13 protein-coding genes and 1 pseudogene are annotated in these 13,013 nt (G+C 61.9%); 11 read left to right on the forward strand and 3 right to left on the reverse strand.

The window, feature by feature from the left end:
* Positions 1–72: 72 nt before the first annotated feature.
* From AB5975_14010 to AB5975_14050, 9 genes and pseudogenes are all read left to right on the forward strand, one after another.
* Positions 73–318, forward strand: a complete 246-nt coding sequence (locus AB5975_14010) for a hypothetical protein (GenBank protein ID XDR23069.1) — start codon at positions 73–75, stop codon at positions 316–318.
* A complete protein-coding gene (locus tag AB5975_14015) occupies positions 291–590 on the forward strand; it encodes a flavin reductase family protein (GenBank protein XDR22970.1) in 300 nt (99 codons plus the stop codon). The genes AB5975_14010 and AB5975_14015 overlap by 28 nt, the downstream gene beginning before the upstream one ends.
* Before the next feature lie 50 nt (positions 591–640).
* Positions 641–1,624: an ABC transporter permease gene (locus AB5975_14020; GenBank protein ID XDR22795.1), complete on the forward strand. Its 984-nt coding sequence runs from the start codon at positions 641–643 to the stop codon at positions 1,622–1,624.
* A 47-nt stretch (positions 1,625–1,671) separates the two neighbouring features.
* Positions 1,672–2,604, forward strand: a complete 933-nt coding sequence (locus tag AB5975_14025) for a sugar ABC transporter substrate-binding protein (GenBank protein XDR22796.1) — start codon at positions 1,672–1,674, stop codon at positions 2,602–2,604.
* A gap of 13 nt (positions 2,605–2,617) precedes the next feature.
* Positions 2,618–4,113 (forward strand): annotated as a pseudogene (locus AB5975_14030) (sugar ABC transporter ATP-binding protein).
* A 9-nt stretch (positions 4,114–4,122) separates the two neighbouring features.
* Entirely contained in the window at positions 4,123–4,920 is a 798-nt protein-coding gene (locus AB5975_14035) for an SDR family NAD(P)-dependent oxidoreductase (GenBank protein XDR22797.1), read from the forward strand.
* Between the two features lie 72 nt (positions 4,921–4,992).
* Complete coding sequence (locus AB5975_14040; protein ID XDR22798.1) at positions 4,993–6,111, forward strand: LLM class flavin-dependent oxidoreductase; 1,119 nt, start codon at positions 4,993–4,995, stop codon at positions 6,109–6,111.
* A gap of 38 nt (positions 6,112–6,149) precedes the next feature.
* Complete coding sequence (locus AB5975_14045) at positions 6,150–7,028, forward strand: transketolase (protein XDR22799.1); 879 nt, start codon at positions 6,150–6,152, stop codon at positions 7,026–7,028.
* Positions 7,029–7,095: 67 nt separating this feature from the next.
* Positions 7,096–8,010: a transketolase family protein gene (locus AB5975_14050; protein XDR22971.1), complete on the forward strand. Its 915-nt coding sequence runs from the start codon at positions 7,096–7,098 to the stop codon at positions 8,008–8,010.
* Positions 8,011–8,137: 127 nt separating this feature from the next.
* On the opposite strand, the gene AB5975_14055 is transcribed toward AB5975_14050, so the two are convergent.
* Entirely contained in the window at positions 8,138–8,278 is a 141-nt protein-coding gene (locus AB5975_14055; GenBank protein ID XDR22800.1) for a hypothetical protein, read from the reverse strand.
* Here AB5975_14055 and AB5975_14060 point away from each other — a divergent pair.
* Positions 8,277–9,497 (forward strand): maltoporin, encoded by a 1,221-nt coding sequence (locus AB5975_14060; GenBank protein ID XDR22801.1) that lies wholly within the window; start codon positions 8,277–8,279, stop codon positions 9,495–9,497. The two genes, AB5975_14055 and AB5975_14060, sit on opposite strands and share 2 nt — an antisense overlap.
* Positions 9,498–9,587: 90 nt before the next feature.
* Here the strand turns inward: AB5975_14060 and AB5975_14065 are convergent, their stop codons facing one another.
* Positions 9,588–10,493, reverse strand: coding sequence for an NAD-dependent epimerase/dehydratase family protein (locus tag AB5975_14065; protein XDR22802.1), 906 nt, complete (start codon positions 10,491–10,493; stop codon positions 9,588–9,590).
* 219 nt (positions 10,494–10,712) lie between these two features.
* Here AB5975_14065 and AB5975_14070 point away from each other — a divergent pair, with 219 nt between their 5' ends.
* The gene (locus AB5975_14070; GenBank protein ID XDR22803.1) at positions 10,713–11,495 is read left to right on the forward strand and encodes an SDR family NAD(P)-dependent oxidoreductase; all 783 of its coding nucleotides are present in this window, start codon (positions 10,713–10,715) and stop codon (positions 11,493–11,495) included.
* Between the two features lie 19 nt (positions 11,496–11,514).
* Here the strand turns inward: AB5975_14070 and AB5975_14075 are convergent, their stop codons facing one another.
* Positions 11,515–12,702: an MFS transporter gene (locus AB5975_14075; protein XDR22804.1), complete on the reverse strand. Its 1,188-nt coding sequence runs from the start codon at positions 12,700–12,702 to the stop codon at positions 11,515–11,517.
* Positions 12,703–13,013: the final 311 nt, after the last annotated feature.

Consider the following 13,013-nt stretch of genomic DNA (forward strand, 5'->3'; position numbering starts at 1 on the left):
AAAATCGAATACTTGTCGGGTAGAAACGCTCCTTAACATGGCAACAGGCTCAACGCTAAGAGGAGTTGAATGATGTCTGTTGCATCGAATCAAACCACCCACGGCAATCAGGATGTCGCCGATCTGTTTCGCAGCGCCATGGGGCGTTTCGCCTCATCGGTCACCTTGGTCACCACGGTCGACGAGCACTGCTGCCCGCACGGCCTGGCCGCCACCGCGTTCTCCTCGGTTTCGATGGACCCGCATCCGCGCTGGTCTGCGTCAACCGTAATTCCAGTGCGTCACCCATCATCAAACGGTCCGGCCTGTTCTGCGTGAACATGCTGCAGAAAGAGCATGAGGCCCTGTGTGCCATCTTCAGCAAGCCTGAGTTGCGAGACCGGCGCTTCGTCGATGGCGACTGGGCTGTGGGCGTCAATGGCCTGCGCTACCTGGCCGACGCCCAGGCTTCGATCTTCTGCGAAGTCGTCCAGGCGGTGGAATACGGCTCCCACACCATCTTCATTGGCAATGTCGTGAACGTCATGACCCAGTCGCTGGAGTCGCCACTCGTGTACATGGGTGGGCGCTTCAGGGAACTGGCAGCCTGACTGCAATTAGTGCTCGTACCCCTCAAATAAATACAAGAAGTGGTGTTCGTATGTATGGCTTCAGTTCCAAGGTGCGCCTGATTCCGCCTTCATTCAAGCTCAACGCGCAGGCGTCGGGCATCACCGGCCCGTTGCTCGGTCTGGTCCTTCTGTGCGTGGTGCTCAGCCTGACCACCGACGCATTTCTCACCTTGAGCAACCTCCTCAATATCCTCGATCAAGTGACCGTGCTGGGCATCATGGCCTTGGGCATGACACTGGTTATCCTGATTGGTGGAATCGACCTGTCAGTCGGGGCGGTGCTGGCCGTGTCGATCATGGTCATGAGCTGGGCCGAGCACGTCATCGGCCTGCCCATGGGCTTGGCGATCGGCGCGGCATTGCTTACTGGCGCGGCCTGCGGTGGTGTCACGGCAGTACTGGTGGTGCGTGCCGGATTGCCTTCATTCATCGCCACTCTGGCCATGATGTCCGTTGCCCGTGGCCTGGCCTACATGGTTACGGACGGAACGCAGATCAGCGGCTTTCCAGAATGGTTCGGCAACCTTTCCATCATCCGATACGCCGGTGTGGTGTCGCTGACTGTGGCCTGTTTCGTGGTTCTGGCCCTGCTGTTCTGGTTCGTGCTGCGCTTCACCGTGGCCGGGCGCAGCCTCTATGCCATCGGCGGTAGCGCCAAGGTCGCCAAGCTGTCGGGCATCCGGGTCAAGACCCATACCGCCATCGTTTACGTGATCTGCGGCATCACCGCCGCGCTGGGTGGGGTCATCCTCACTTCGCGCCTTGACACCGCCGGTGCTGGCGCCGGGGTCGGCTACGAACTGGATGTGATCGCTGCTGTGGTGATCGGCGGCGGCAGCCTCAAGGGCGGCGCTGGCAGCGTGGTCGGCACCTTGGTGGGTGTCCTGATCATCGGCGTACTGCGCAACGGTTTGAACCTGGCCGGCATCTCGCCCTTCGTCCAGCAAGTGATCATTGGCGCGGTCATCGCCGCTGCCGTGATGCTCGATGCCATGAAGCGAAAGCCCGCGTAATTCCCACATCAGCCTTTGACAATCAGAACAATTCTGGAGGCGTGTAAATGAACGTTTTCTCTTCACGTGTGCGCGTTTTTCTTGCCTTGATGCTGCTGCCTGCCCTGGCCAGTGCTGAAGGCAAACCGCTGAAAGTGGGTATGTCGATCCCAAGCCTGCAATGGGAGTTCTACCTGATGGTGCGTGACGGCGTGCTGGAGCAGGCCGCGAAGGATGGCATCGAGGAGGTCTTGGTCGTTGACGCGCAGGCCGACGCCGCGCGTCAGGTCAGCCAGATTCAGGACTTGCTGAGTAAAGGTATCGACGTGCTGCTGTACACCGCCACCGGGTCCGCCGCCTCGGCTGTGCCAGTGCGCCTGGCCAAGCAGCAGGGAGTACCGGTGGTGTGCGTCGATAACTTCCCGAAGAACGTCGAGTGTGACGCCTACATCTCCACTGACAACATCGCCGCCGCCGCCGAGCTGGCGCGTCAGGTGGTGAAACTGACCGGTGGCAAGGCGCAGATCGGCCTGCTCCAAGGGACCCTTGGCGACACCACCGAGAAGACCCGCGCCGATGGTTTCGACGTCGAACTGGCCAAGACCCCGGGAATGGTGATCGTCGATCGCAAACCCACCGACTGGCTGCAGGACAGCGGCTTCAAGGTGGCCCAGGACATGTTGCAGAAGCATCCGCAGATCGATGTCTTCGTTGGCCGCTCAGATGCCCCGGCCTTGGGCGCCGCCCAGGCCTTACGCGTGGCCAACGTACAGCACAAGGTGTGGATTTTCGGCTACGACGGCCTGCGTCCTGCGCTGGAGGCGGTGCGTGACGGCAAGATGGACATGACCATCACTCAGCAAGCTGTGGAGATGGGCCGTGTCGCCCTGCGCACTGCGCTAGCCCTCAAGGCTGGCGTGCCGGTGGAGAAAAATCAGGCGCTGCCCGCCTTCGTCACCACCCGCGAGAACGTCGAGACGTTCATCACCCGCCACCCATGAGAGGACGCCGAGCATGAAAATGGCAAGCACGCACGCGCCCTTCTTCCGCGCCGACCAGTTGGGGATGTCATTCAATGGTGTCGGTGTGTTGGAGAGTATCAGCCTGGAGATCGGCCGCGGTGAAGTGGTGGCGCTACTCGGCGAAAACGGCGCTGGCAAGTCCACGCTGTCGTCGATCATCGCCGGCGCCCTGTGCCCGAGCCGTGGCCGCATGACCCTCGAGGGACAGCCCTATGCGCCGACCTGCCCGAAGGATGCCATCGCCTTGGGTGTGATCATGATCCACCAGGAAATTCAGTTGCTGCCTGAGCTGAGCGTGGCGGAGAACATCTTCCTTGGCCATCTGCCGACCCGCAGTGGCGTAGTTGATCGCCAGCGTATGCGCCGCGAGGCACAGGTGCAGCTTGAGCGCCTGGGCCTGGACATTTCGCCGGACACACTGGTGCGTGAGCTGAGCATTGCCGCTCAGCAGTTGGTGGAAATCGCCAAGGCCCTGACCCTCAACTCACGGCTGCTGATCCTTGATGAGCCCACCGCGGCGCTGGGCACAGAGGAGACTGAACGGCTCTTCGAGCAGATCGAGGTGCTCAAGCGTGAAGGTGTGTCGTTCATCTACATCAGCCACCGAATGGAAGAAATCGGCCGCATTGCCGACCGCATCGTGGTGATGCGTGACGGCCACCTGGTGGCCCATCACGCTCAAGCGGATGTCGAGGTGGACCTGTTGGTGGCACAGATGGTCGGGCGTTCGATCGAGCGGTTGTTCCCAGTGATCGCAGCGCCCCGTGCCCGAGAGGTGTTGACGGTGCGTCACCTGACTTGCCGCAGCAAGCGCTTCCAGAACATCTCGTTCTCGGTGCGTGCTGGTGAAGTGTTCGGTATCGCCGGTATGGTCGGCGCCGGGCGTAGCGAGGTTATCCGGGCCATTGCCGGGTCGACCCGGTAGCCAGTGGCGAGGTGACAGTCGACGGCCAGGTCCTGCGTCTGGACGGTGTGCGCGGTTCGATCGATGCCGGCGTCGTGCTGGTGCCCGAGGACCGCAAGGCCGAAGGCGTGGTGTTGGACCATTCGATTGCCGAGAACCTGGCGTATTGCAACCTTGACCGCCTCGGCATTCGAGGGTTGCTGACGCGGGGCAGAATCGATGCTTTCGCCAGCGAGCGCATCGCCTCCCTCGGCGTCAAGGGCGATCCGGACAAGCCCCTGGACAAGCTTTCCGGCGGCAACCAGCAGAAGGTGGTGATCGCCAAATGGATCGCGCGGCAGCCCAAGGTGATCATCCTCGACGAGCCGACCCGTGGCATAGACATGGGGGCCCGCGCCGCGATCTACCAGTTGATCGCCGACCTCGCCGCCAGTGGCGCGGCCGTGGTGGTGGTGAGCTCGGACCTGGACGAGGTGATTGGCCTTTCCCACCGTGTGATGGTCATGGCCCGTGGCACTTGCCAGGGCATTCTCGACGGTGAGCAAGTCGCACCGCAGCAGATCATGGCCTTGGCGACTGCCTGAGGAGTGCCGATGGACGCTATCGAATACCAGCACCTTCCCGAGACGCCGTTCGAGAGCCTGCTGGACCTGGACGGCCAAGTGGCAGTGGTCACCGGAGGCAGCTCTGGCATCGGCCTGGACATTTCCCGGCGCCTGGCCCAGGCCGGTGCGCGCGTGGTGATCGGCAGCCTGGCCCGCGAGCGCACCGATGAGCTGATGGACGAAGGCTTGGCCGTGCACTTCGTCGCTACCGATGTCAGCTGCCGTGCGCAGATCGAACGGCTAGCGACCGAAGCGAGTGGGCAGGGCAGGCTGCGCATCTGGGTGAACAACGCTGGCATCTACCCACTCAAGGCCATCGACGAGGTGGACGAGGGCTTTTGGGATCGCATGCAGGCAATCAACACCCGCGCCGCATTTTTCGGCGCCCAGTGCGCCCAGGCGCAGATCCGCCGACACGGGGAGGGCGGCAGCATCATCAACCTGTCGTCGGTGTGCGGTCATCGACCAATGGCCAACCATGTGACCTACGACACCAGCAAGGGCGCGATCCTGGCCATGACTCGCAGCTTGGCCAAGGACCTGAGCCGTCATTGCATCCGGGTCAACTCGATCTCGCCCGGGCTGACCGCGACACCGGGCAACCTGGAACCTGAATTGTTCCGCCAGCACCAGCACAACCGTGTGCTGGAAAACATCCCTCTGGGCCGCCCCGGGGAGCCATACGAAATCGCCAACGTAGCGTTGTTCCTGGCTTCGCCCCTGGCCTCGTACCTCACCGGCACCGACATCACGGTCGACGGCGGCTGGCTGCTGCACGGCAGCTGACGCCCTCGCCCTACCGCCAAGGCGCCTGTGTGGGTGCCTGGGCACGCTATCGCCTGATAAAGGAGAACCATCATGAAACTCGCGATGTTCATGCAGCCTCTGCACCACAAGGGCTGGGACTACCATGAAATGTACGACCAGGACATAGCCTGTGTCGTCCACGCCGATCAGGTCGGCTACGACGAAATGTGGATCGGCGAGCACACCTCGCAGCGCACCGAGCCGATTACCAACGCCCTGCAGTTCATGTCCGCACTGATCCCGCTGACTCAGCGCATCAAGCTGTGCACCGGTGTGCTCAACTTGCCGCACCACCACCCGGCGCGCATTGCCGCCGATGCTGCCATGTTCGACCACATGAGCCGCGGCCGCTTCATCATGGGTATCGGCCCAGGGGGGTTGGCCTCCGACTTTGAAGTGTATGGCAGTAACGGCAAGGACCGTGGCCGGATGATGGTCGAGTGCTACGAGATGATCCGCAAGATCTGGAGCAGCAATGCACCCTACCAGTTCTCTGGCGAGTACTTCGATGTGTCGCTGGTGAATACGGTCAATCATGAGCTGGAGATCGGCTACATGCCCAAGCCGTTCCAGCATCCGTTCCCGCGCCCTGCCACGACCGCCATGAGCCCGTTCTCCAGCACTGCGAAACTGGCCGGCAGCAAGGACTGGGACCTGATGTCCGCGAACTTCAACCCGACCGCCACGGTAGCGTCGCACTGGCAGGCTTACCTCAAGGGTGCCGAGGAGGCCGGCCACCAGGCCGACCCGCGCAACTGGCGCGTGGCGCGCTCGGTATTCGTCGCAGACTCCAAGGCCCAGGCCGAGGATTACCTGGCTGATCCGAACTGCACCCTGCGGCGTTACTTCGAGTACATGATCGATAACCTCGCCAGCAACAACTACATGCAGATCTTCAAGACCCGCCCTGACATGACTGACGCCGAGGTCACGGTCGATCACTGCATCCGCGAGATGGTGATTTACGGGGATGCCGACAGCGTGGTCGAGCAATTGGTCGCCTTCAGTGAGCGGACCGGCCCGTTCGGCACCCTGATGACCACTTTCCACGAATGGGATGACGAGGCCTTGTGGCGCCGTTCGATGGAATTGACCGCCCGTGAAGTGATGCCACGACTGAGCCGTTACATGCAGCCGCGTCTCGATGCAGCCATGGCCGTCAGCGCCTGACTGATGCCTTCAGAACGTTTACCGATCCAAGGTGCAACATGACCCTAGCAGTTGATCCGAGCAACACCGACGAATACGCGCTCACGCCCAGCGAGCTGGCGCGCCTGCGTGAAAAGGCGCAGTTCATCCGCCTGGAAACCATCCGCCTCATCGAGATTGCCAAGGTTGGCCATTACACTTCGGTGTTTTCCGCGGCTGAGCTGTTCGCCGCGCTTTACTACGACGTGATGTCCCTGCGGCATGGCGAGCCCAAGTGGCCGCTGCGCGACCGATTCATGATGGGCAAGGGCCACGCCGCCGTGGGCCTGTTCCCGGTGCTGGTGGAGTGGGGCTTCTTCGACAAGGAGATCCTCGACGGCTACACCCGCCTGGGCAACCCGCTGGGTGACCACCCGGACATGCGCAAGGTGCCCGGCGTGGACTTCTCCTCAGGCTCCATCGGCCATGCGCTGTCGGGCGGTTTGGGCATGGCGATGGCCGGGCGCATGCTCGGCCAGGACTTCACTACGTTTGTCATGGTCGGCGACGGTGAAATGCAGGAGGGCCAGGTGTGGGAAGCGGCCATGGCCGCCTCGCATCACAAGGTAGGCAACCTGGTGGCGATCGTCGATCGCAACGGTTTCCAGCTCGATGGCAGCGTTGACGATGTGATTGGTGTCGAGCCACTGGCTGACAAATGGCGTGCGTTCGGCTGGGAGGTCTACGACGTCGATGGCCACGACCTGGCCGCGCTGACCCCTCTGTTGCGGCGCATCAAGGCTGAAAAGGGCCGTGAGAAGCCAGTGTGCATCATTGCCCAGACCCTCAAAGGTAAAGGCGTCTCGTATATGGAGACGGAACCTGGCTGGCACCTGGGCTACCTGGACCCTGAAGACGCGCAACGCGCCATCGACGAAATCAAGAGCAAGGTGATCTGATCATGAATACTGCCCCCTGTCCCCCAACTCCTGGCAGTACCGTGCCCTCAATACCCAAACGCCTGGCCTGGATGCGTTGTCCGATGCTTTGCTGGCGTTGGTCGAGCAGGGCGAACCGGTGGTCGCTGGTACTGCGGACCTTCAATACTCCAACGGCCTGGCCAAATTCGCTCAGTTTCATCCGGAGCGCTTCGTGCAGTTCGGTATCTCCGAGCAGAACATGGTGTCGTGCGCCGCCGGTATGGCTGCGGTCGGCATGAAGCCGTTCGTGGCCACCTTTGCTTCGTTCTTGCCGCTTTTGTGCTGCGAGCAGATCCGCATGGATGTCGCTTACTCGGCGCTACCGGTGCGCCTGATTGGCCACCACGCCGGGATATCCCTGGGCTTCTATGGAACCTCGCACCATGCCACCGAAGACCTGGCGATCATGCGCGCGATTGCTGACATCACCATCGTCGCACCGGCCGATGCCAACCAGCTCAAGGCCGCGATCAAGGCCTCGGCCAATCACCCGCAGCCGATCTACTTCCGCATCCAGCGCGGGCGTGACCCGGTGGTGTACGAAGAAGAACCTGTGTTCGAGTTTGGTAAGGCCACCACGTTGCTTACCGGTGACGAGCTGACCATCATCGCCACAGGCTCGACTGTGCACCCGGCACTGCAGGCGGCCAAGGCGCTCAATGCCCAGGGGCGTTCGGTGGGGGTACTGGACATGACCACGGTCAAACCGCTGGATGTGGAGGCTGTTTTGCGCGTGGCGCGCCAAAGCCGGGCGATCCTTACCGTCGAGGAGCACAACATCATCGGTGGCCTGGGGGGCGCTGTGTGCGAGGTGATCGCCGAGGCTGGCATTGGCACGCGCATCCGCCGTCATGGCATCTATGACGAGTACAGCCTGATCGCGCCGCCTACCCACCTCTATCGTCACTACAAGCTGGATGCCGAAGGCATCGAGAGCGTGGCGAGAGAGTTGATCGACTAACCTGCAGCTGCAGTTCACCCACTGCAGTGCCAGCACGCTCCTACGGCGACCATCTCGACGTCTGTAGGGGTGTGTTGGGCACACTCGGCAGGGTTGGCCTGCTGAGCCTTTCCTGCGACTGACAACTTCAACAGAACCCCAATAAACCTTTTTTCGCCGCGATCGCGCGGCGGGTGAGCGCGTGTCTGACGCCCTTGCCGTGGACGGCTGTCGCCCGCAGAAAACTGATCGCCCGCAACAAAAAAACAACAAAGCGGAGCACCACCATGAAACTGAAGTTCCTCACCACCCTTGCCGGGGCGTCCCTGGCTACCCTCGTACTGCCGGCTTATGCCCTGGAGTTCACGGGCTACCTCCGAACCGTTGCCGGCGGCGCCTCCAGCGGCGGCAGCCAGAGCTGCTTTCAGCTTCCCGGCTCACCCTCGAAGTACCGCTTGGGCAACGAGTGTGAACAGCTCGCCGAACTGCAATTGGCTCAAGACCTGATCAAGCCTGGCGACGGCTCGACTTTGAGTGTGGTGGGTATGGCCCAGCTGTTCGCAGGCTATGGCCACACTCCACGGTTTACAGGCGAGCACGGCTATTCTCGAATGGTGCAGATGTACGCCCAGTGGCGCGACATGCCGGTACTCAATGGTGGCGCGTTCTGGGCCGGCCGGCGCTACTACCGACGTAACGACATTCACATCTCCGACTATTTCTACTGGAACCAGAGCGCCACAGGCTTTGGCGTTGACGAAGTGGCCATTGGCGACCTTAGGTACAGCTATGTGTTCTCGCGCAAGGACAACCTGTTTCAGGAGCCCTACATCAACCGCCACGATTTCAATGTCGGTGGCTTCAAGAGCAACTCGGGGGGAGAGCTGGAGTTCGGCGTGAGTTATCTGCAACGGCCCGACAGCCGCGGTGCTCACAGCGGGTGGTCAGTGGCGGCGCAGCACAAGCAGCGGGGCATTTTCGGCGGGTTGAACACCTTCGCCCTGCAATACGGCCGTGGCCCCGGCACAGCCTTGGGATACACCGGTGACCCTACCCTGGACAACGGCAACCAGAGCTGGCGTGCAGTGGAGTACTTCGACTGGCAACTGACGCCGCGTTTCGGTGGGCAGTTCCAGGTGGTCTACCAGAAGGACCGTCGCCCTGATGGAAATGACCAGGACTGGCTGTCGCTGGGCGTGCGCCCAGTGTACGCATTCGGCGACCATTTCAAGCTGATCACGGAGCTTGGCCGCGACCAGATCGATGCCCCCGGCGGCACACGCAAGCTGACCAAGATCACCGTCGCGCCCACGTGGTCACCGGCAGGGCCGGGCTTCTGGCAGCGACCGGAGGTACGCCTTTACTACACCCATGCACGCTGGAACCATGCCGCTCAGCGCGCCGCCAATGAGAGTGCGGCGGGCTCGGCGCTGTCTGAAAGCGGTGCTTTCGGCAATGCGCTGCATGGCAGTAACTTCGGGGTGCAGGTGGAGTATTGGTGGAAGTGAGGCAGTAGTGGGGCGGGTGGGGGGGGGCCCGCACTCGCCCGATCGCGATCCGGTTTGCCTGTAAGTGGGGGGCTGACTAAACCGGTTGTCTTACCAATGCACGCTGGTCGTGCGCAGCCACTGGTGAATTGACTCACGCTTGGGCTGCCAGCCCAGCAACTGTCGCGCATTTACCGCCCGTACGCGGCTGTTTGAGCCAATCGCAAAGCGGGCCCAGTCACCTAGCTCGGCAATCGCCTCGTCCGCCGGCCAGCTCTCGATACGCCCTTCGTAACCTAGTGCGTGGCTGATGGAAGTCGCGATCTCGATGAACGAAGCCTCGCCGTTCTCGGCAAAGAACAACGACGCCGAAGGTGCCTTTTCCAAGGCCAGTCGATACAACTCGGCAAGGTCCTCAATGTGTACGTTGGACCACCGGTGTACGCCCTCGCCTAGGTAAGCACCAGCGCTGAACTGGCGCGACTTGGCCAGCAGCTTGGGCAACTGGTCGCTGGCGGTCGGTAGGCCCAGTGCATCGCCGTAGATCATGGTCGGGCAGAACACAATGGCGCGGATGCCCAGCTCCACGCCGGCATTGCGCACGCGTTGGTTGATCGCCACACGGTCACGACGGATGTCCATCGGCTCGAACGGCGTCTCGTCGGTGAAGATTGCCTCCCGCTCGTAGGCACCGCGCGCGTCGTCGCCGACCACGCTGGAGCCAGAAGTGTGGATGAACGGTTTACCGCTGCCACGAAGGGCGTTGATGAAGGTCTCGACGCTGGCCCGGTGGTCGGAATCGGCGGTGTGCACCACGGCGTCGGCGGCCTGGGCTTGCTGGGTGAGGATGTAGGTGTCATCCAGGGTGCCCAGTACTGGGGTGATGCCCAAGGCTTGCAGGGCATCGCGTTTGGCAGGATCACGGATCAGGCCGGTGACCTCGTGCCCGGCGTCTGCCAGGTACTTGGCTACCGAGCCACCGATGTAGCCTGAAGCGCCGGTAATGAAGATTTTCATCGTGGACCTTTCTTATTGATGAGTGGAGGTAAGCATCTGTGTTGCAGGCCTACGGTAAGAACTTGCCGAAGGCGCGACCAGCCGCTAGCCACGCACAACTCTTGTGACGTCGATTCGTATCAACATTTGCTGAATGGTGTTTGCACGGGAAGTGAATACGGCTGTCACGCCGATTCGTAATAGATTCCTGGCAAGAACAACTACAAAAGGTACGGCATCATGGATTACCAACTGGTCGGCAAGAATGTCCTGATCACCGGCGGCGCCACGGGTATCGGCAAGGCCATTGCCCAGTGCTTCCTGGACGAGGGCGCTCATGTGGTAGTCAGTGGGTTGACTGAGGCAATGGTTGCCGAAGCTTGCGAAGCCCTCGGCCCTCGCTGCAGCGGTCTGGCCGGCGATCTGACCCAACCGGGTATTGCCGAGCGCCTTGTCGAGCAGGCGCGGCACAACGGCCCCATCGATTACTTGATCAACTGTGTCGGCATCTTCGAGGTGCGCGACTTCTTCGAGACGGACGACGCGCAGTGGTTTCGCTATTTCGACGTGAACGTCATGACGGCGGTGCGCATGACTCGCCTGGTGCTGGCCGAGATGCTGGCCGCGGGCGAGGGCTCGGTGGTGTTCATCAGCAGTGAGTCGGGTGTCAAGCCGCAGCCGTGGATGGTCCACTACGGTGCCATGAAGTCTTGCCTGTTAGGCGTATCCCGTGCCTTGGCCGAACTGACCAAGGGAACTGCGGTGCGGGTCAACAGCATCCTGCCGGGGCCTACCAGCACTGAGGCGGTGCGCCGTTACCATGCCGAGATCGCGGAGGAAAAAGGCATCAGCGCCCAGCAGGTGGTGGCTGATTACTTCGACCAGACCGAGCCTACCTCGTTGATCCGTCGCATGATCGAGCCGGAGGAGGTGGCCCGCAGTGTGGTGCACCTGGCCGCATCGCCCGCTCTCAATGGGATGGCGATGCGGGTGGAGGGTGGAACTATTCGCAGCATACTTTGACGTCAGTTATCGCCGACTATCAAGCCGCCATGGTCACTTTCCGGCGCCACAGCAACCAGGCCAGCGGCAGGTTCACCAGTAAGGCGGCAGCCACACCAGCCCAGGGGGTGAGCGCCAGTTGGCCGTTTTCCACTAGCACGCTACCTGCCCGTTCGCCCAGGGTGATGCCCAGGTTGAATGCCGAGATGTTCAATCCCGAAGCGAAGTCCACCGCCTTTGGCGTATGCAAGCGGGCAGTGGACAACATGCCGGTCTGAAACGCTGGAGTCATGCCGAAGGCAACGATGCCCCAGACGAACACGGTGATCACCATCAAGACTTTGTACGGTAGCGACAGTGCCAGGGCCACCAGTGTCAGCGCCAATACGCCGAACAGCAGCCGCAAGGTACGTTCCCAGCCCAGGCTATCGGACAGCCGGCCACCCAGCAGGTTGCCGATCATGGTTGCCACACCGAACACCAGCAGCAGCACGCTGGCGCTGCTGGCCGAGAACCCGGTGATGTCTGTCAGGATTGGCGTGATGAAGGTGAATGCCGAGAAGCTTGCACCGAAGCCAAGGACAGTGACCGACATCATTGCCCAGATCGCCGGGCTGCGCAGTGCAGCCAACTGCCCCAGGGCATTGCCGGCCTTGCTGGCCGGTTGTCGTGGTAGCCAAACTGCGGTGGCCAGCAGCGCAAGCAGGGCCAGCAACGCCACCGCATAGAACGGCAGGCGCCAACCGAGGGCGTTGCCAAGGTAGCTGCCCAGCGGCACACCAATGACCATCGCCAGGGTCAGGCCGGCGAACATCACTGCGATCGCCTTGCTGGCCTGGCCTTCACGTGCCAAGCCAGCCGCTACGGTAGCGCCGATGGCGAAGAAGCTGCCGTGCGCCAGCGCGGTGATGATTCGCCCCAACAACAAGATCGGATAATTCGGCGCTAAGGCCGAGACCAGGTTCCCCAGCAGGAACACGCCGATCAGCATCATCAGCACGGTTTTTTTCGGGAAGCGGCCCAGGCCGATGACGATGAACGGTGTGCCGATGGCCAAGGCCAGGGCATACAGCCCAACCAGGCTGCCGGCGCTAGCGAGGGAGATCGCGAAGGCGGTCGAGATCGACGGCAGAATACCGACGATGATGAATTCGGCGACGCCAATTGCGAAGGCGGTGATCGCCAGGGTGAGGATGCCGGGATGCAGCCCGGTGCTGGATCTGCTCATGTTCAGTACTCCGGATTCGAGAATCGCAAGACGATAAGGTGCCTTCGCCGGAGTTCTGGTTCTTGTGGGGGCGGGGGAGGCGGCCGGGCTGGCATTTATGATCGTTGCCCGGCAGACGCGTGAGGTGTGCGTCAACGGGCTCTACTGTGGGGGATACGATGCGGGATGAATATCCGGTGAAGGGGCACATCATTTGTGATCTCGGTTCACATGCGCGAGATCAAGTCACGTTCCTTGGCCGTTGCTACCTGCTGGAAAAACAAAACCCCTTGAAGCGTAGGCCTCAAGGGGTTCGTGGTTGCAGCAGGCTA

The organism is Pseudomonas putida (assembly GCA_041071465.1).
GTDB classification, from domain to species: domain Bacteria; phylum Pseudomonadota; class Gammaproteobacteria; order Pseudomonadales; family Pseudomonadaceae; genus Aquipseudomonas; species Aquipseudomonas putida_P.